The sequence below is a fragment of the Hymenobacter daeguensis genome (genome assembly GCF_054780555.1).
Window position 1 is genome coordinate 63,627 of record NZ_BAAGWC010000014.1, and the last position, 19,698, is coordinate 83,324.

Annotated in this window: 16 protein-coding genes; 11 read left to right on the forward strand and 5 right to left on the reverse strand. The window is 63.5% G+C overall.

The genetic code is table 11. The features are described from left to right. Positions 1–36: 36 nt before the first annotated feature. Positions 37–408, reverse strand: coding sequence for a winged helix-turn-helix transcriptional regulator (locus tag ACYVHT_RS15510; protein ID WP_460553647.1), 372 nt, complete (start codon positions 406–408; stop codon positions 37–39). 211 nt (positions 409–619) lie between these two features. On the opposite strand from ACYVHT_RS15510, the gene ACYVHT_RS15515 reads away from it, so the two are divergent. From ACYVHT_RS15515 to ACYVHT_RS15545, 7 genes are all read left to right on the forward strand, one after another. Beyond that, positions 620–1,216, forward strand: coding sequence for an FMN-dependent NADH-azoreductase (locus ACYVHT_RS15515; RefSeq protein WP_460553650.1), 597 nt, complete (start codon positions 620–622; stop codon positions 1,214–1,216). 184 nt (positions 1,217–1,400) lie between these two features. After that, positions 1,401–1,676, forward strand: coding sequence for an ArsR/SmtB family transcription factor (locus tag ACYVHT_RS15520; protein ID WP_460553653.1), 276 nt, complete (start codon positions 1,401–1,403; stop codon positions 1,674–1,676). A 215-nt stretch (positions 1,677–1,891) separates the two neighbouring features. Then, a complete protein-coding gene (locus ACYVHT_RS15525) occupies positions 1,892–2,980 on the forward strand; it encodes an efflux RND transporter periplasmic adaptor subunit (RefSeq protein ID WP_460553656.1) in 1,089 nt (362 codons plus the stop codon). A gap of 252 nt (positions 2,981–3,232) precedes the next feature. Beyond that, positions 3,233–6,316 (forward strand): efflux RND transporter permease subunit, encoded by a 3,084-nt coding sequence (locus ACYVHT_RS15530; RefSeq protein WP_460553659.1) that lies wholly within the window; start codon positions 3,233–3,235, stop codon positions 6,314–6,316. A 207-nt stretch (positions 6,317–6,523) separates the two neighbouring features. Then, the gene (locus tag ACYVHT_RS15535; RefSeq protein ID WP_460553662.1) at positions 6,524–7,891 is read left to right on the forward strand and encodes a TolC family protein; all 1,368 of its coding nucleotides are present in this window, start codon (positions 6,524–6,526) and stop codon (positions 7,889–7,891) included. A gap of 59 nt (positions 7,892–7,950) precedes the next feature. Then, a complete protein-coding gene (locus ACYVHT_RS15540; RefSeq protein ID WP_460553665.1) occupies positions 7,951–8,247 on the forward strand; it encodes a hypothetical protein in 297 nt (98 codons plus the stop codon). 96 nt (positions 8,248–8,343) lie between these two features. Then, on the forward strand, positions 8,344–9,456 hold the full coding sequence (locus ACYVHT_RS15545) for a vWA domain-containing protein (protein ID WP_460553668.1): 1,113 nt from the start codon (positions 8,344–8,346) through the stop codon (positions 9,454–9,456). Positions 9,457–9,610: 154 nt separating this feature from the next. On the opposite strand, the gene ACYVHT_RS15550 is transcribed toward ACYVHT_RS15545, so the two are convergent. Further along, positions 9,611–10,267, reverse strand: a complete 657-nt coding sequence (locus tag ACYVHT_RS15550; RefSeq protein ID WP_460553671.1) for a hypothetical protein — start codon at positions 10,265–10,267, stop codon at positions 9,611–9,613. A gap of 454 nt (positions 10,268–10,721) precedes the next feature. On the opposite strand from ACYVHT_RS15550, the gene ACYVHT_RS15555 reads away from it, so the two are divergent. Next, the gene (locus ACYVHT_RS15555) at positions 10,722–12,134 is read left to right on the forward strand and encodes a glycoside hydrolase family 125 protein (RefSeq protein WP_460553674.1); all 1,413 of its coding nucleotides are present in this window, start codon (positions 10,722–10,724) and stop codon (positions 12,132–12,134) included. A 180-nt stretch (positions 12,135–12,314) separates the two neighbouring features. Here the strand turns inward: ACYVHT_RS15555 and ACYVHT_RS15560 are convergent, their stop codons facing one another. Then, complete coding sequence (locus tag ACYVHT_RS15560) at positions 12,315–13,859, reverse strand: FAD-dependent oxidoreductase (protein ID WP_460553677.1); 1,545 nt, start codon at positions 13,857–13,859, stop codon at positions 12,315–12,317. 536 nt (positions 13,860–14,395) lie between these two features. On the opposite strand from ACYVHT_RS15560, the gene ACYVHT_RS15565 reads away from it, so the two are divergent. Continuing rightward, entirely contained in the window at positions 14,396–16,387 is a 1,992-nt protein-coding gene (locus ACYVHT_RS15565; RefSeq protein WP_460553680.1) for a DEAD/DEAH box helicase, read from the forward strand. A gap of 49 nt (positions 16,388–16,436) precedes the next feature. Then, positions 16,437–16,913 (forward strand): hypothetical protein, encoded by a 477-nt coding sequence (locus ACYVHT_RS15570; protein WP_460553683.1) that lies wholly within the window; start codon positions 16,437–16,439, stop codon positions 16,911–16,913. Positions 16,914–16,972: 59 nt separating this feature from the next. Here the strand turns inward: ACYVHT_RS15570 and ACYVHT_RS15575 are convergent, their stop codons facing one another. Both ACYVHT_RS15575 and ACYVHT_RS15580 read right to left on the reverse strand, forming a co-directional pair. Further along, on the reverse strand, positions 16,973–18,574 hold the full coding sequence (locus ACYVHT_RS15575; protein WP_460553686.1) for a catalase: 1,602 nt from the start codon (positions 18,572–18,574) through the stop codon (positions 16,973–16,975). A 180-nt stretch (positions 18,575–18,754) separates the two neighbouring features. Then, a complete protein-coding gene (locus ACYVHT_RS15580; RefSeq protein WP_460553689.1) occupies positions 18,755–18,922 on the reverse strand; it encodes a hypothetical protein in 168 nt (55 codons plus the stop codon). 216 nt (positions 18,923–19,138) lie between these two features. Here ACYVHT_RS15580 and ACYVHT_RS15585 point away from each other — a divergent pair, with 216 nt between their 5' ends. After that, positions 19,139–19,654 carry an FKBP-type peptidyl-prolyl cis-trans isomerase gene (locus ACYVHT_RS15585; protein WP_460553693.1) on the forward strand — a complete coding sequence of 172 codons (516 nt, stop codon included), beginning with the start codon at positions 19,139–19,141 and terminating at the stop codon, positions 19,652–19,654. Positions 19,655–19,698: the final 44 nt, after the last annotated feature.

A 19,698-nucleotide genomic window follows, 5' to 3' on the forward strand; every position in this document is an offset into this window, starting at 1 on the left:
CTGTGCGCAGCCTCCCCGTTCTTTACTGCTTCTCAATCAAACCGCGGCCCCGCGCTTTTTGCCCACAATGGTTTCGTGGTGCAGCTCGCCCCACTTGCGCATGGCCTGCAATACCTCCGTCAGGGTTTTGCTGTATTCGGTGGCTTCGTATTCCACGGTTTGGGGGGTGGTGTTGTACACTGTGCGCGTCACCAGCCGGTCCATTTCCATCTCCTGCAATTCCTTGGAGAGAATGCTCGGCGAGATGTTCAGCGCCCGGCTCAGCTCCTTGAAACGGTATTTGCGGTCCCGCAGCACGGCCAGAATCACCAGCTTCCACTTGCCGCCTACCACGTCGAGGGTGTCGCGCACGGACTGATGGGCGCTGCGGCAGGCAGGATACGTAAGGTCGACGGTGGGCGGAATCATGGCGGTTAGGTTTGATGCTGCACTACTACCACGCCGCCGGGCTGGAGGTTTACAGCATGGCTGGCAGCTGTTTCCCAACGCCCTTATTTTCAAATAGCTACTCTTTTCAGAACCGGTACTGTTTTGAGAATCAGCTAGGAATCGGCATTGGGCGGCCGGTAGGTTTGCCGGGCCAGTCAGCCAAACCAATGCGGCTGGCCCCTCATCAGCCATGCATATTCTGCACATCATTTCCAGCCCCCGTTCCAACTCCTACAGCACCCGGCTGGGCCACCAGCTTGTTGAGCAGCTCCGGGCCGCCCACCCCGGCAGCACGGTGCACGAGCGCAACCTGACCACGCACCCGCTGCCGCACTTCGAGGAAGCCTTCGTGCAGGGAATCTTCACGCCGGCCGAAAGCCGCACCCCGGCGCAGCTGGCCGCCATCCGGCATTCCGACGAAGTTATCGAGGAAGTGCGGGCGGCCGATGTGCTGGTCATTGGCGCGCCCATGTACAACTTCGGCATTCCCTCCTCGCTCAAGGCCTGGCTCGACCACCTGGTGCGGGCCGGGGTCACGTTTTCGTATGGCCCCAACGGGCCGCAGGGCCTGCTCACGGGCAAGAAAGTGTACCTGGCGCTGGCCAGCGGCGGCGTGTATTCCGAAGGCTCGCCCATGGCCGCCTACGACTTCATGGCCCCTTACCTGAAGCCGGTTCTGGCTTTCATCGGCCTCACCGATGTGGAAGTGGTGCGGGTGGAAGGCACCAGCATTCCCGACCTGGAACCCACGGCCCTGGAAAAAGCCATTGCCGGCGTAACCATCTGATTGCAAAAAAGTAGCCAACCCACAAGATAACCCAGCGCCGCCCGACTTCGCGGCACCGACCAAGCCATACAGGGGCCCGGCCGGTGCCGCGAAGCCGGGCGGCGCTGGGCGGCGGCCGAACCATTCGGCGGGCAAAGCCGTTTAGCACACATCAACACATTAGCATGTGTTAACTTTGCTTCCCATGGATACCAAGTCCCTCGTCAAAATCGCCAAAGCCCTCAGCGACCCCAACCGCCTGCGCATCCTGCAGGAGATTTCGCAGGCCCCGCAAGTGGCGTGCGCCGATTTGTTCGACGTAGCGCCCGTGAGCCAGCCTTCCATGTCGCACCACATCAAGGCTCTGATGGAGGCCGGGTTGGTGGAGTCGCGCAAGGAAGGCCGCTGCGTGCTTTACTCCGTTAATCCGGAGAAGCTGCAGGAGCTGGAAAGCTTCCTGGGCATGCTGAAAGTGAAGTAGCCCTGTGCCAGCTGATGGAAATAATCAGCTGGTTTTTTATTTTCTCAAAACATCAACACTTGTTTATGTGTTGATGAAAAGCGCACACCTGGGGAAACTGGCCGCTTCCTGCTGAGGTGAGGTGCTACCTTTTACGAATTGCCAAGTCATTTTTTTATCAAAACACATTAACGCATTATTATTTATTGATGCGTTTTCTTTGACCCCGAACCTCCATGACCACCACACTTTCCCGTTCGCGAGGGCTGCTGCTGGGCGCCTTTGTGCTCGTTATTCTGCTAGGCTTTGGCATTCCCAAGGTACTGTCAGCCAACAAGACAGCAGCCTCCCCTGCCGAAGCCCCGGCTCCGGCCGCCACGCCCGCGCTGCTCGTCGACCACTACGTGGTGCGCCCCACCGCCGCCGCCGATGAGCTGCAAGCCACCGGCACCATTCAGGCCAACCAGGAGGTGCAGCTGGTAAGCGAAGTGGCCCGCAAAGTCACCGCCGTGTACGCCCACGAAGGCAGCAGCGTGGCGCGCGGGGCCCTGCTCTTCAAGCTCGATGACGCCGACCTGCTGGCCCGCCGCCACAAGCTCAAGCTGCAGGAAAAGCTGGCGCTGCTCGACGACGGGCGCATGCGCGGCCTGCTCCGGACCGAATCGGTGACGCAGCAGGAGTACGACCAGGTGTCGACCAACCTGCAGGTGCTGCAGGCAGATATCAAATCCGTGGACGTGGACCTGGCCAAAACGCAGATTCGCGCCCCGTTTGCCGGTAAAATCGGCCTCAACAAAGTGGACGTGGGCGCCTACGTGACGCCCAGCACCGTGCTCACCTCCCTCGAAGACGTGAGCCAGGTGGAAGTTACCTTCACCGTGCCCGAGCGCTACGCCGCCGAGGTGCGCCCCGGCCAGACCATCCGATTCACCACCGAAAACGGCTCGGCGCCGCAAGCCGGCCGCATCATTGCCACCGAGCCGCGCACCGACGTGAGCACCCGCAGCCTGCTGGTGAAAGCCATCAGCCCGAATGCCAAGCAACAGTTGGTGCCGGGCATGTCGGCCAAAATCAGCTTCGCCCTGCACGCCACTTCGGAGGCGCTGGTGGTGCCCACGCAGGCGCTCATTCCCACGGCCAAGGGCTACGCGCTCTACGCCATCAAAGGCGGCAGGGCCGACTACCGCGACGTGACCACCGGCCCGCGCAGCCGCGGCACCGTGCAGGTGCTCAGTGGCCTGAGCGCCGGCGATACCGTCATCACCACCAACCTGTTGCGGCTGGGGCCGGGGGCGCCCGTGCAGGTAGCCAGCGCCAATAAGTAGGCAGAACGTCATGCCGAGCGCAGCGAAGCATCTCGCTTGCCGCCTGACGCCGGAACCTCACCCCGGCCCCTCTCCCGTGGAGAGGGGAGCCTGACGATTCCCGTTGGTGCATAACCGGTGCCCCCTCTCCGCGGGAGAGGAGGTCAGGGGGTGAGGTTACCCCGGCGAGACGCTGCGCTCAACCTGACCGTTTCGCTGCTCCAAAAATCCACATACATAGTCTCACGACTACCCTTCATTTCTTCTTAGCTCATGAGTTTATCGAGCGTTAGCATTCAGCGGCCGGTGTTGGCCGGGGTGCTGTCTGTGCTTATTATTTTGTTCGGGCTGGTGGGCTTTTCCTACCTGGGGGTGCGCGAGTACCCGGTCACGGATTCGCCCATCGTCACGGTTACGACCTCTTACCCGGGCGCCAGCCCGGACGTGATGGCCTACCAGATTACCAAGCCCTTGGAGGAATCCATTGGCGAGGCCAACGGCATCCGCACCATTTCCTCGGTTTCGCGGGAGGCGGGCAGCGTGATTACCGTGGAATTTAACCTCAACGACGACCTGGAAGCCGCCGCCAACGACGTGCGCGACAAGGTGGCTAAGGCCATCCGGCTGCTGCCGGCCGACGTGGACCCGCCCGTGGTGGAGAAAGCCTCGGGCGGCGACGGCGTCATTTTCATGGTGGTGGAGAGCAAGACCAAGAGTATTCTCGAAGTCAGCAACCTGGCCTCCACCGTTATCAAGGAGCGGATGCAGAACATCCCCGGCGTGAAGCACGTCGGCATTGCGGGCGAGAAAAAGTACGCCATGCGCCTGCGCATCGACCCGGCCAAGCTGGCCGCCTACCAGCTCACGCCCGCCGACGTGGAGCAGGCCCTGCGTAAGGAAAACGTGGACCTGCCCGGCGGCCGCATCGAGGGCGACCGCAACGAGCTGACCGTCCGCACCCTGGGCCGCCTGACCAAGGACGAGGATTTCAACAACATGATAGTGAAGCAGGACGGCAACAGCATTGTGCGCTTCCGCGACATCGGCACAGCCGAGCTGGGCGCCGAGAACGAGCGCACCGCCGTGTTCAACGGGCTGCGGCGCAACGCGGCCTGCGTGGGCGTGTTTGTGGAGCCGCAGCGCGGGGCCAATGAAATTGCCATCGCCGACGAGTTCAACCGCCGGCTAGTGGAGCTGCGCAAGGAAGTGCCCGCCGAGTACGAAATGACCATCGGCAAGGACTTCACCGAGTCGATTCGGGCCTCGATTTCGGAGGTGGAGGAAACGCTGCTCATCGCCTTCGGGCTGGTGGTGGTGATTCTGTTCGTGTTTCTGCGCGACTGGCGCTCCACCATCATTCCGGTGGTGGCCATTCCGGTCAGCATCGTGTCGGCCTTCTTCATCATGTACCTGGCCGGCTACTCCATCAACGTATTGACGCTGTTGGGTTTGGTGCTGGCCATCGGGCTGGTGGTGGACGATGCCATTGTGGTGCTGGAGAATATTTATTCCAAGGTAGAGGCGGGCATGACGCCTTTGCAGGCGGCACTGAAGGGCTCGGCGGAAATCTACTTTGCGGTGATTTCGACCACGATTACGCTGGCGGCGGTATTTCTGCCCATCCTGTTTTTGCCGGGCATCACGGGCAAGCTGTTCCAGGAATTTGCGGTGGTGGTGGCCGGCTCGGTCACGGTGTCGGCCTTCGTGGCCCTCACCCTGTCGCCGATGATGAGCGCCTACCTGCTCAAGCACCAGGACCAGCCCAACTGGCTCTACCGCAAGACCGAGCCGCTGTTTGTGGGCCTCAACGGCGGCTACGAGCGCACGCTGGCTTGGTTCCTGCGCCGGCGCTGGGTGGCGCTGCCGGTGCTGGCGGCCAGCCTGGGGCTGATTTACGGCGTGGGCCGGCTGCTGCCCTCGGAGCTGGCCCCGCTGGAAGACCGCTCGCAGGTGACGATGGTGATGGTGGCGCCGGAGGGCTCGTCCTACGAATACACTGAAAAGTATGTGAACGAGCTGTCGAAATTCGTGGTCGACTCGACCCAGAACCTGGGCTTGTTCCAAACCTACTCGTTGCTGGCGCTCACCTTCGGGCCGCCTGCGCCGGTGAACGTGGCCATTCAGCAAACCTTCCTTAAAAAGGCCGAAGAGCGCACCACCAGCCAGGCCCAGGTGGCCGCCGTGCTGGGCCGCAACGCCCAGAACTTCCGGGGCGTGCTGGTGTTTCCGTCGCAGCCGCCCACCATTGGCGGGCGCTTCGGCGGCGGGCAGCCGGTGAACTTCGTGCTGCAGGGGCCTAATCTGGCGGCCGTGACGGCCGTGCTGCCGAAGTTTCTGGAGGAGGCCCGCAAGAGCCCGGTGCTGCGCTTCGTGGACTCCGACCTGAAGGTGAACAAGCCCGAGCTGGTGCTGACCATTGACCGCGACAAAGCGGCGGAGCTGGGCATTTCGGTGGTCGAAATTGCCCGCAGCCTGCAGCTGGCCCTGAGCGGGCAGCGCTACGGCTACTTCATTTTCAACGACCGGCAGTACGACGTCATCGGCCAGCTGCAGCGCGAAAACCGCAGCACGCCCGACGCCCTGCGCGGCGTGTACGCCCGCACCCGCAGCGGCGAAATGGTGTCGCTCGACAACCTGGTGACCTTTAAGGAAAGCATCAGCCCGGCCGCCATCTACCGCTACGACCAGGCTTTGTCGGCCACCGTGTCGGCGGGTCTGGCGCCCGGCGCGACCGTGGGCGACGGCGTGGCCGAGATGCAGCGCATTGCCAAGCAGGTGCTGCCGGCCACCATCAAAACCTCGCTGGCGGGCGAGTCGCGCGACTTTGCCGAAAGCGCGTCGAGCCTGGTGCTGGCTTTCGGCTTCGCGCTGGTGCTGATTTACCTGATTCTGGCCGCGCAGTTTGAGAGCCTGATTGACCCGCTCATCATTCTGCTCACCGTGCCGCTGGCCCTCACCGGCGCCCTGCTCAGCCTGTGGGCGCTGGGCCAGACGCTGAACGTGTTCAGCCAAATCGGCATCATCACGCTCATCGGCCTGATTACCAAAAACGGCATCCTCATCGTGGAGTTTGCCAACCAGGCCAAGGAGCAGGGCCTGTCGCCGCTGGAAGCCGCCCAGGCCGCGGCCGCTTCCCGCTTCCGCCCGATTCTGATGACTTCGCTGGCCATGATTTTCGGCACCATTCCCATTGCCTGGGCCGTGAACAGCCGCAGCTCGCTGGGCACGGTCATCGTGGGCGGGCTGGTGTTTGCCGGCTTCCTGACGCTGTACATTATTCCGGCGGTGTACTCCTTCCTCTCGCGCAAGCACAAGCCGGTGGTGGTGGAAGAGGAGCCGGTGGCCGTGCCCGCCTAATCTGCCGGTCATGCAGCGCGCCGCCTGACGCGGGGAAACCTCACCCCCGACCCCTCTCCCGCGGAGAGGGGAGCCTGACGCCAGCACATAGCCGGTGCCCCTCTCCGCGGGAGAAGGGGTTAGGGGGTGAGGTTAATGCCAGCACGAGACGCTGTAATCTTCCTAAGCACAACATTTTATAATTCCTGACTTTTCAAGTCATTCCCCATGCAATTTCCTGCCTTTTCAAGCGCGCAGCCGATGCGGCGCTACGCCCTGCTTGCCGGCCTGCTGGCCTACTCCATAACCGCCGCCGCTCAAACCAAACCCCTCACCATTGCCGACGCCGTGGCCCTGGCGCGGGAGAAAAACCGCGACCTGCAGATTGCCAGCCTGGCCGTGGCTAAGGCCAGCCAGCGCACCCGCGAGGCCCGTGGGGCGGCGCTGCCCACCGTATCCGGCTTCGGGCAATACGTTTATAATATCCAGCGGCCCGTTTCCTTCCTGCCGGGTAACTTTGCCGGGCTGGCCGAAAACCAGATTGCCAATCTGCGCGTGGGCGGCGACCAGGCGTTTGTGGGCTCCGTGGGGGTGTACCAGCCGCTGCTGCAGGCCGGGGTGAAATCGGGCATCAAAGCGGCCAACATTGACGAAGTGCGCAGCACCGCCGAGGCGGCCGTGACGGCCAGCAACGTGGTGACGGCCGTGCGCAAGGCCTACCTCAACGTGCTCATCACCGAGGAGCAGCTGCGGCTGCAGCAGCAAAGCCTGGGGCGCAACCAGCAGGCCCTGCGCGACGCCCGCTCGCTGCTGCTGCAGGGCCGCGCCTCCCGCGTGGACACCTTGCGGGCCTACGTGAACGTGGAAAACCTGCGGCCCGAAATCCTGCGCCTTTCCAACGGCATTGCCATTGCCAAAACGGTGCTGGCCACCACCATCGGCCTGGAGGCCGATGAGCCGCTGGCACTGCTGGACTCGCTTCATTTTGATGATAGCGCCCAGCCGCTGACCAACGGGCAGGCCTACGCCGAAGCGCTGGAAAACCGCCCCGAGCTGCGCCAGCTCAAGCTAACGGAGGAGCTGAACCAGGAGCAAATCCGGCAGGCGGCAGCGGCGGGCAAGCCGCAGCTGGCCGCCACCGGCCTCGTGCAAACCCAGGCCCAGGCCTACAACCTGCGCCTGGGCGACTACCAGTGGCCGGTGAGCTCTTACCTGGGCGTGCAGGTGGCGGTGCCCATCTACAGCGGCGGCCGGGTGCTGGCCCGCACCGAGCAGGCCCGCATCACGCGGCAGCAAACCGAGCGCAGCCTGGCCAACGAGCAGGAGCTGATTCGGGCCGAGGTGCTGACCAGCGTGGCGAGCGTGCAGGAAGCGCGCCGCCGCGTGCAGAGCCAGCAGCAAACCGTGGCCGCCGCCGCGCTGGGCTACCGCATCACCCGCGACCGGTGGCGCGCCGGCATGGCCTCGCGCCTCGACCTCACCGATGCCGAGCTGGCATTAACCCGAACCAAATTAGGGTATTTGCAGGCCGTATACGACTACCAGCATGCCACCATCGACCTGGACCGCGCCGTGGGCCGCACCGCGCGGCAATAAGCGCCGCCGCGCGGGCGTTGGAATGGCCGGCTCTTCTTCACCCTTCTCTATTCTGCACGATGGAACTCTTCCTCTTCACCATGCACCAGCTGGCGCTTTCGTCGGATTTTCTGTCCGACACCTCCCGGCCGCCAACCCGGGCTTTCCTGCTGAACTGGCTGCGCCACCGCCGCACCGAAACCAGCGCCGCGCTCACCCACGACTCGCCCTTCACCTCCGTGGAGCGCCAGCAGCTGCTGGCCGGGCTGGCCACCTACTACGACCTGCCCCTGGCGGGCACTGAAACCGAGAAGCTGCGCACCGTTGCGGACGTGGAGCAGTACCTGCACGGCCAGCTGGCCCAAGCCGCTGCGTGAGCAGATGCCGCCGGAATTTCCGGTCCCCAGGGGCGCGGAGGTTCCGGCTAAGCTGTATTTTGCGGCCTGCAGCGCCCTTTAGCCCTGCACCGCGCCATGGCTGCCACCACCCCCACCCGCTGGAAACTCGTTCTGGGCAGCGCCGCCGATGCGGCCGATGCCGTGCCCCTGCCGCCCGACTACGGCCGGATGGACGACGTGCTCACCGCCCTCTACGACGGCGACAAGGCCGAGCGCAAGGCCGGCCTGGGCGGCTCCGCACCCCGCGTGAGCCGCTGGCTGGGCGACATCCGCGAATACTTCCCTACCGAAGTGGTGGCCATCATGCAGCAGGACGCCATGACGCGCCTGGGCCTGAACCAGCTGCTGCTGGAGCCCGAAATTCTGCGCACGGTGCAGGCCGACGTGCACCTGGTGGGCACGCTCATGTCGCTGAGCCGGGTGATGCCGCAGAAGGCCAGGGCCACGGCCCGCGAGGTTATCACCAAAGTGGTGCGCGAGCTGGAGCAGAAGCTCAGCAACCCGCTGCGCCAGGCCGTGCAGGGCGCCCTGAGCCGGGCCGTGCGCAACCCGCGCCCGCGCTACCACGAAATCGACTGGGGCGCCACCATCAAAGCGAATTTGAAACACTACCAGGCGGCGCACAAAACCGTGATTCCGGAGCGGCTGGTGGGGTTTGGCCGGCGCGGGCAGGCGCTGAAGGAAATCGTGCTCTGCGTGGACCAGAGCGGCTCGATGGCCTCGTCGGTGGTGTACGCGGGCGTGTTCGGGGCGGTGCTGGCTTCGCTGAAAGCGGTGAAAACGCACATGGTGGTGTTCGACACGGCCGTGGTGAACCTGAGCGAAAACCTGCACGACCCGGTGGACCTGCTCTTCGGGGTGCAGCTCGGCGGCGGCACCGATATCAACCTGGCCCTCAGCTACTGCCAGCAGCTCATTTCCCGCCCGACGGATACCATTCTCGTCCTCATCACCGACCTCTACGAGGGCGGCAACGAGAAGGAAATGGTAAAGCGCGCCGCTGCCCTCAAAGCCGCCGGCGTGAACGTGGTGGTGCTGCTGGCCCTGAGCGACGACGGCGCGCCCAGCTTCGACCGCCGCGTGGCCGAGCAGCTGGCGGCGCTGGCTATTCCCAGCTTTGCCTGCACGCCGGCCAGGTTTCCGGAGCTGATGGCGAAGGCCATTCAGGGACAGAAGCTGGAGATGTAGAAATCAGGCAGCTGTTCGGGAAAAGAATCAGCACGACGTGCTGCGACCAGCTACACAGCTCCCCATATGCCCAACAACCGACCGGGCTCGGGCCAAGAAAAAAGCCGCTCCCCGTGGTGGGAAGCGGCCTGCTCAGCTGTCGGCTGCTGGAAGATTATGATTTGGTGGGCGTGTAGGGAAATTTACGCGAGGCATTGCGCATCAGCGCGTTAACCATGCCCTCGGGCGAGCTGCCTACCGAGCCGGAAGCCACGTAGTCGTATTTCCAGAGCAGCTTGCCGCCCGTGGCTTCGTGAATGTCGACGGTGATGTTGGCCTGGTTGGTGGCACCCCAGGCGCCCACCAACAGGCCCACGGCCACGGCAGCGCCGTCGCTCATGGGTTTGGAGGTGCGCACGCTGGTGGTGAGCACCGCGTCTACGCCCAGTGCCTTGGCCAGGTCCTGAGGGGCCAGCGTACGCATGTCTTCCTCGGTGAGGTTGGCTTTGCGCAGCAGCGAGTTGGTCAGGGCCACGTCCTGAAAATCGACGGTGTAGCGCGACTGCTGCTGGCGACGCAGCAGCCAGGCATAGATGCGCGACTGAAAATCGAGGGCGGTTTGCTGCTGCAGGTTGCGCATCTGCTCGGCGCTGGTGTTGCGGGCCTGGTTGGGCCGCATGCTAATGGAAACGGTAGCAGGCAGAATGGCCACCGTTTTGTGCTTGGGCGCATACGAGCGGAAGTCGTTGGCCAGATAGATGCTGGGGCCACACGAGGCGCAGAGCAGCGCCAGGAAAAGCATGGCCGACAGACTGAGAGTACGAATGTTCATGAAGAGCTGAAAAAAGGAAAAAAAGAAAAGGAAAGGTCCGACAACTTCCTGGCAAAACTAAGCGGCCGCAATCGATACCGCACACGTTTTCACCGCGTGCCTGCAGAAATAATTATCCACATTCCTTCGCATCTGCAGAGAGTCCAATTAATTCGTTTTCAGGCGCAATCAGCTTATGGCTCGGGTATTTGCTACTCGTTTTTTCAAGCCTGAGCGCGGCATACGGAGCTTTGAAACAGGCTTACTACCTGAACCGCCCACAGGCATAACCAGTCGTTTGTCAACCGCTTATAGCGCTGTCCGGTAAGCTCATCCGCAGAATACCCGGCTGGCTTCCGGTGGCTTTTTAAACAGCACTCCCTCACGGTTTGCAGGGCGCCGGGTTTATTTCGCGGGTATCGGGGCATAGGGTTTCTTTGTGCCGCTGCTTGTTCTTACCAAACATTCCTTTCCTATGAATCGTCGGAACTTCGTGCGCGGCGCGGGCCTGCTGGCCGCCGGCTCATTGCTGAGCCGGCCCGGCCAGGCAGCCAAAGCGCCGCCGTTCCCCACGGTGCGGCCCGTGCCCGGCCTGCGCCGCTTCCAGAGCCAGGCCGTGGAAGCCGCCATTGCGGAGTTCGGCAACAACGTGCAGGACCCGGAGCTGGCCTGGCTGTTCAATAACTGCTTCCCCAACACGCTGGACACCACCGTGACGCCCGGCACCCGCGCCGGCCGGCCCGATACCTTCGTCATCACCGGCGACATCGATGCCATGTGGCTGCGCGACAGCACCGCCCAGGTGTGGCCCTACCTCGCGCTCATCACCCGCGATGCGCCCCTGCGCCAGCTCGTGGCCGGCGTGATTAATCGCCAGACGCGCTGCATTCTGCAGGACCCCTACGCCAACGCCTTCTACCTCGACCCGGCCAAAGTGGGCGAGTGGCGCACCGACGAAACCGCCATGCAGCCCGGCGTGCACGAGCGCAAATGGGAAATCGACTCGCTGTGCTACCCCATCCGGTTGGGCTACCACTACTGGAAAATCACGGGCGACCACCAGCCCTTCGACGCGCAGTGGCGGCAGGCCATTGCCCGCACCCTGCAAACCTTCCGCGAGCAGCAGCACAAAGCCGGACCCGGCCCCTACCACTTCTTCCGCCAGACCACCAACCTCCTCGACACGCCGCCCCGCCACCCGCCGCCGGTGCACCCCACGGGCCTCATCGCCTCGGCTTTCCGGCCCAGCGACGATGCCACGCGCTACCCCTTCCTGGTGCCCGGCAACTTCTTCGCCGTCACGAGCCTGCGGCAGGCGTTCTTGATGATGGCCGACATTGCCCACGACAACAAAACGGCCCAGGAATGCATGGCCCTGGCCGACGAAATTGCCGTGGCCCTGCGCCAGCACGCCACCATTCAGCATCCCGAATTCGGCCCCGTGTACGCCTACGAAGTGGACGGCACCGGCAACCACACGCTCATGGACGATGCCAACGTGCCCAGCCTGCTGGCCCTGCCCTACCTCGACGCGCTGCCCCTCAACGAGCCCACCTACCAGAACACCCGCCGCCTGATTCTGTCCGCGGCCAATCCCACCTTCTACCAGGGCACGGCCGCCACCGGCATTGGCAGCCCCCACACCGGCCCCGACATGATTTGGCCCATCGGCCTGGCCATGCGCGGCCTCACCAGCCGCGACGACACCGAAATCCGGACCTGCCTGCAGGCCCTCAAAGCCTGCCACGCCGGCACCGGCTACCTGCACGAGTCCTTCCACAAAGACAACCCTGCCAGGTACACCCGCGCCTGGTTTGCCTGGGCCAATACACTGTTCGGGGAGTTTCTGTGGAAAGTGTACCGGGAGCGGCCGCAGCTGCTGGGGTAGCTGGTGGGTTTGTGGATTATTCTGTCATCCCGAGCATTCTGCGATTCAAGCAGAGACGAAGGACCTTACCACGGTTGAGCCGTTTGAAAATACTACGAGCTGTTCATCGGGGAGCAGGTCCTTCGCTGGGCTCAGAATGACAGACAAATACCCTGCTCCACCACTTCAACAACCCATCCACTACCCCAGCGCCACCGCTTCATCAGCCTCCAGCGCCACTTCGGCTTTCAGGTTTTCCACGTCGCGCTTCACGCTGGCCACGGCCAGGGTTTTGCCGCCGGCCTTGTAGGCGATGGAGAATTCCTGCCGGGCCAAATCGCCGCTTACCGGGGCCTCTTCCCACTGCTCGGCGTGGCCCACGTAGCGGATGGAAAAGTCGTAGTGCTTGCTCCAGAAGAAGGGCACGGCCTCGAATTTCTCGCGCTGCCCCAGGATGTTGCGGGCGGCCGTCTGGCCCTGGCGCTGGGCCACCACCCAGTGCTCCACGCGAATATTGCGGCCGGAGTGTGGGTCGGGCCAGCGGGCAATGTCGCCGGCCGCGAAGATGCCCGGCGCGCTGGTTTCGAGGTATTCGTTCACGGTCACGCCCTTGTCCGTGGCCAGCCCGGCCGCTTCGGCCAGCGCCAGCCGGGGCCGCACGCCGATGCCGGCCACCACCAAATCGGCCGGTACTTGCTCGCCGTTTTCCAGCGTCACCACCTCCGCTTCGATGCGGGCCGCCTTCTGTTCCAGGTGAAAAACGACGCCTTTGTCCTCGTGCAGCTTCCGCACGATTTCGCCCAGCGCCGGCCCTACTATTTTGGCGAGCGGCAGCCCATCGGGCGCCACCACGTGCACTTCCAGGCCCTTGGTGCGCAGCGCGGCGGCCACTTCCAGCCCGATGAAACTGGCCCCCAGCACCACGGCCCGCTTCGCCGTGGCGGCCGCTTTTGCAATAGCCCGGTGGTCGGCCAGCGAGCGCAGCACGTGCACGTGCGGCAGGTCGTGGCCGGGAATGTCCAGCGGCACGGGCGCGGCTCCGGTGGCCAGCAGCAGCTTGTCGTAGGAATGGGCCGTGCCATCGGCCAGCAGCACGCGGCGGCCGGGCACGTCGATGCCCGCCACTTCACCGCGCACCAGCTCGAGACGGTGCTGGGCGTAGAAATCAGCCGGCCGTAAGCTGACGGGCTTCTTCTCATCGGCCGGGAAGGTTTTGGATAGCATGGTGCGGTCGTAAGGCGCTTCGGCCTCGCCATCAAGCACGGTGATGCGGCCTTCGTAGCCTTGGCGGCGCAGCATTTCGGCCGCCGCGCTGCCGGCCGCGCCCGCTCCGATGATGACCACGGCCGCGGGGTGCACGCTGGTTTCGGCAGCGTCAAAGGGAGCCAGCGGGTCGCGCGCCAGCTTGCCGGTCACGTAGGCGCGGCCGTTGCGCTGTTCCACCGGCCAGCGCGGCAGCGGGTCGAGGGCCGGGGCGCGGAGGGCCTCCCCGGTGCGCAGGCTGAAACAGGCGTGGTGCCAGGGGCAGCGCACGGTGTCGCCCACCAGCAGGCCTTTGCCGAGCGGCGCGCCCAAATGGCTGCACTTGGCGGTGATGGCGAAGATTTCGTCGCCGCGCCGGGCCAGCAGCACGGGCTCGCCGTGGGCGTGGCCGGTGGTCATGGCGCCATCGGCGAGGTCGGTGAGGGCAAGGCCGTCGGTGATAAGGTCGGGGCCGGTGAGTGGCGGAGTGGCGGGAGCTGCCATGTGGTTTCGGGAGGTATGAGCGGGTGAAGAAGTGCTTCTCATACGGGCGGCGGGGCTTTTTAGTGCTGCCATCAGGCTAAGCGGGCTGGCCGGTTTTCCAGGGCCGGATTAACTCCGGAGTTTATGCTGCGCGCCCGACCTTTGCCCGACAACCCTAATGCCGTCACACAGCTATTGCGGTCGAAATACTGCTGGCCGCGGCTTAAGAACTTCCCAGCAACTGATGAAACTCACCCGATACTGGTTTGAATATGCGGGGCCGGTTGAATCAGAACACCGCCGTTCATTTGGAGTTAGCGCCTGGAACCACGCTGACGCGCGCCACATTTTGAGAAGCATCGTTTCTGACTTTCACCAATTACAGCTAACCCAAGTCATGAGCGACGTTGATATAACGACGCTCGACCCCAATCATGTGCTGCCCAATATGGGGAGCTGCTCCGTAAGAGGCATTTGGTTTCCTATGGGTTGCCAGTAAATCGACTATTTCCCCGCTTTCGTTGTTACCAACTGCAACGAACCCAACCCGCATTCTTTTGTCCGATACCATCCCCCCTTTCGCCCCCGTCGACCCCTACGCCATCGAAAAAGAGCTGCGCCAGGTGCAGGCCCTGATGAAGCTGGAGCAGCAGGAAGACCTGGAGCAGTTCAAGCTCAAAAACGCCAAGGCCAGCATTCAGGAGCGGCAGCAGCGCGGCCTCACCTGGTACCCCGTCACCATCTCGCAGGAAGACATCGGCTTCGGCGGCAAGGTGGTGCTGGAGCTGGAGCGGCCCGCCGGCCAGCAGGGCCTGCACCTGTTTCAGGTGGGCAAAAACGCCTCCTTGTTTGGCAACGTGCCCGGCCGCTCGGCCACCGACCGGCCCACCCTCAGCGGCGTCATCACCAGCGTGCGGCGCAACAAGCTGCTGCTGGCCACCACCAAGGAAGACCTGCCCGACTGGGTGACCGAAGGCCACAAGCTGGGCATCGATTTGACTTTTGACGAAGTCAGCTACCGCGAGATGGATTACGCCCTGGGCAAGGTGATGGGCGCCTACGGCGACCGGCTGGCCGAGCTGCGCGATATCCTGCTGGGCGCCAAAGAAGCCCGTTTCCGCGACGAAAAAGCCACCGACCTCTTCTATCCCAGCCCGCTCAACGACTCCCAGCTGGCCGCCGTGCGCCACGTGCTGGCCGCCCGCGACGTGGCCATCATCCACGGCCCGCCCGGCACCGGCAAAACCACCACGCTGGTGCAGGCCATCCTGGAAACCATCCGGCGTGAGCGGCGCGTGCTGGTGTGCGCGCCCAGCAACACGGCCGTCGATTTGCTCACCGAGAAGCTGGCCGAGCGCGGCGTCAACGTCATTCGCATGGGCAACCCCTCGCGGGTGTCGGACCTGCTGCTCGAGCACACGCTCGATGCCCAGGTGATGAACCACAAGAGCTACAACGAGATGCGCTCGATGCGCCAGACGGCCGACCAATACCGCGAAACGGCCAGCAAATACGTGCGCAACTTCGGCTACGAGGAGCAGCAGCACCGCCGCCAGCTCAAGGAAGAAGCGCGGATGCTGTTCCAGCAGGCCGACGACTTGGAGCGCTACATCACCGAAGATTTATTGGAATCGGTGCAGGTGATAACGTGCACGCTGGTGGGCGCCAGCAACCGCAACATCCGCCACCTGACCTACGAAACGGTGTTCATCGACGAAGCCGCCCAGGCCCTGGAGCCGGGCTGCTGGATTCCGATTGCCAAGGGCCAGCGCGTGATTCTGGCCGGCGACCACCACCAGCTGCCGCCCACCGTGAAGAGCGACAAGGCCGGGGCCCTGCGCGAAACGCTGTTCGAGAAGGCCATTAAGCGCCAGCCCGCCACGGCCCGCATGCTCACGGTGCAGTACCGCATGCACGAGCAAATCATGCAGTTCAGCTCCGACCAGTTCTACGACGGTAAGCTGGTGGCCTATGAAACCGTGGCCCACGCCGGCCTCGATGCCTACGACCTGCGCTTCGCCCCCGACCTGCCCGTGGAATTCCTCGACACGGCCGGCTTCGGCTTTCAGGAAATCACCATCCCCGAAAGCCGCTCCACCGCCAACCCCGAAGAAGCCGACCTGCTCCTCAAGCGCCTCGCCCAGCTCCTCGAACCCTACGACCCCGCCGACCATGAGGAAGACCCGCTCAGCATCGGCGTCATCGCCCCCTACCGCGCCCAAATCAACTACCTCAAGGACGCCATCGAGGAAAACGACGAGCTCAGCGGCCTGATGCTGCACCGCCAGCTCAGCGTGGGTACCGTGGATTCGTTCCAGGGCCAGGAGCGCGACATCATTGCCATCACCCTCACCCGCAGCAACAACCACGGCGAAATCGGCTTCCTGAGCGACATTCGCCGCATGAACGTGGGCATGACCCGGGCCCGCAAAAAGCTGCTGCTCGTCGGCGACTCCTCGACGCTGAGCGCGCACCCGTTTTTCAAGGCCCTTATTGAGTACGTGGAGCGTATAGGCGGCTACCGCACGGCCTGGGAGCTGCAGGATTAATTGTTCGACTTGCATCAGCATTACGACACGCTGTTACCTTCCTTATGAAATGAATGGCCAGTTATCACTTATCTGTTTAACCATCCTCGTTACCAGTCAAAAAATGGGCGTGCAGCAGGAGCCTTGGGTAACGAAGGATGTGGTGATTCTGCAAAGCACAAAAGATTACCAGACTGCGCTGACAACTGCCCGCCAGGCTGCTTCCCGCCTGCATATCCCGCTCAACTTGGAAGGCTACCGGCCCAATGCCCATTCCGGCCTCACGATGAGCAAGGCCACTTGCGCTGACAACGGCTTTGAATACCCGGCTTACGTGGCGCGGGGACGCGAAATCGAAGATTCGGCCTACGTTTCGATTGAATATTCGACCGGCTACAATGGCTTTGCCAAAGGCTATTACCTGGTAGTTGCGGCGGTTGGAGGCTCCGGCTCAGCCGTGGTGCGAACTGCCGGTACGGCAGCCCGCCACTGGTACGCCGATGCGTATGTGAAGCGAACCCAAGTATGGGTGGGCTGCATTCACTAAAAAGCAAAAAGACTCGCCAAACTAGTTCGGCGAGTCTTTTTATTGAAAACTAAACGGGTTTAGTGCGCGCCGTGCGGCACCTTGTCGGCGGCGGGCGGCGGGGCGTAATGGCTGCCTTTGCCGTTGCTGCCGGCGGCGGCACCGTTGTCGCTCACGCCGAGGCCGGCGGCTACGCCGGCGCCCAGCTTCGCATCTACTTTGCGCCACAGGGCCACCTGACGGGCAATGATTTCTTCGCGCTTGGGGCCTTCGATGCCGTCCATGTGGCCCACAATGTTCTTAATCGTGTCTTCCTGGGCCTTGGCATCCATCAGGCGGAAAAGGTTGCCAGGCTGGGTGTAGTGGTCGTCGTCGCCGGGGGCGTTGCGGTCGTAGCGCTTCACGAAGGTGGCCTCCACGGGGTAAGCATGGTCGCTCACGCTCTTGTCTTCGGTGGGGCCGCCGAAGGAGTTGGGGTAGTAGTTCACGCCCGGGCCGCCGTTGTTGCCGAAGGCCATGTGGCCATCGCGCTGGTAGTTGTTGGTGGCGAAGGGGTTGCGGTTGGCCGGCAGCTGGTCGTAGTTCACGCCGATGCGGTAGCGGTGGGCATCGGGGTAGCTCAGGATGCGGGTTTGCAGCATCTTATCGGGCGAGAAGCCCATGCCGTCCACGATGTTGGCGGGCGTGTAGGCAGCCTGCTCCACAAAGGCGTGGTAGTTCACCGGAATCTTGTTCAGCTCCAGCACGCCCACTTCCTGCAGCGGGTAGTCGGCGTGGGGCCACACCTTGGTCAGGTCGAAGGGGTTCCACTTGTAAGTGGGCGCGTCGGCCTCCGGCATGGTCTGGATGAACAGCTTCCACTGCGGGAAATTGCCCTGCGTAATGGCATCCACGAGGTCGTGCTGGGCAAAATCGGGGTCGAGGCCGCCCATCTCGGTGGCTTCGGCATCCGTGAAGTTCTTAATGCCCTGCTGCGTGATGAAGTGGTATTTCACGAACGTGCGCACGTTGTCCTTGTTAATCAGCGAGAACGTGTGCGACGAGTAGCCGTGCATGTGGCGGATGCCGTAGGGCGTGCCCCGGTCGCTCATCAGAATGAGCACCTGGTGCAGGCTTTCGGGCATCAGGCTCCAGAAGTCCCACATCACGGTTTTGCTGCGCAGGTTGGTGTAGGGGTCGCGCTTCTGGCTGTGAATGAAGTCGGGAAACTTCTGGCCGTCCTTGATGAAGAACACGGGCGTGTTGTTGCCCACCATGTCCCAGTTGCCGCCTTCGGTGTAGAATTTCAGCGAGAAGCCGCGCGGGTCGCGGGCCGTATCGGCCGAGCCCCGCTCGCCGGCCACCGTGCTGAAGCGGGCCAGCACCTCGCACTCGTTGCCCACCTTGCTGAACAGCTTGGCGCGGGTGTACTGCGTGATGTCGTGCGTGACCGTGAACTTGCCCTGCGCGCCCACGCCCTTGGCGTGCACCACGCGCTCGGGCACCCGCTCGCGGTTGAAATGGGCCAGGCGCTCAAACGCGCTGTAGTCTTCCTGCAGCACCGGGCCGCGGGGGCCGGCCGTCAAGGAGTTCTGCACGTCGTCGAGCGGGCGGCCCGACGAGGTGGTGATGTGCGCGCCGCCGCTCAGGTCGGCCGGCTGGGGTGAATTGGGCGTATCGAACTTGGGGGGACTCTTGGCCATGACGAATGAAGGAGATTGGTTAAGGTTGGTTGGGAGCCCGCAGGCGGGCCCGCTTCCCTAACGAAAAACACCCGGCTTTGGCCGGGTATTTTGCTGATTATTCTGCATAAAAAATAGTGCTGGTGCTACGCAGGAGCTTATTTGGGTGGCCCCAACCGATTCGCCGGGCCAACGCCGCCGCTACGGGGCGGTGGTGCCGGCCGAATCGGTTGGAGTGACCAGCCTGTTGGTGGTATCGGCCTGCACCACGGCCTCTTTCTTCACGGCCTCGTCCTGGGTTTTGGGCGGGTCGGCCTGGCAGGCGGCCAGCAGCAGGCCGCCGAGCAGGAACATCAGGGAGTTGCGCATCGTGCAAGCCGAAAAAGGGTTTGCTGAACAGGCCAAAGGCAGCCTGCCCCCCACCTAACGCAGCCGCAACGACGAGGTTACGGCCCCACGGGCCGCCCTTACACAATATGCTGACGCGCGCCTCGCCCTTTCTCCGGGATTTGCGTACCTATCTTGCCTGAAAATTTTCTTACCACCCAATTCCCACGGCCGCACTGCCGGCCCAACTCATTTCCCATGGCTGCAATCAGCGACAAGAAAGTCGTCACCATCACCTACGACCTCAGCGTGACCGACGAAAACCAGGAAAAAGTGCTGGTCGAATCGGCCGAAGCCGACTCGCCCATGGTGTTTCTCTTCGGCCACAGCGGCCTGCCCGAAGAATTTGAAGCCCAGCTCAACGGCAAAAACCCCGGCGACGAGTTCCAGTTCAGCCTCACCCCCGAGCAGGCCTACGGCGACTACGACGAGCAGGCGCTGGTCGAAATCCCCAAGGAGGTGTTTCTCATCGACGGCAAGCTCGACGATGAGATGCTGCAGCCCGGCAACTTCCTGCCCATGGCCGACAACGAGGGCAACCACATGCAGGCCAAGGTCATCAGCATCGGCGACACGGCCGTGCAGATGGACTTCAACCACCCGCTGGCCGGCATGGTGATGCACTTCCACGGCAAGATTCAGGACGTGCGCGACGCCACCGCCGAGGAGCTGGCCCACGGCCACGTGCACGGCGAAGGCGGCCACCACCACTAAGCCGCGTCAGCCCTTCCAAATCATGGTGTTCCTGCAAAGCCGCT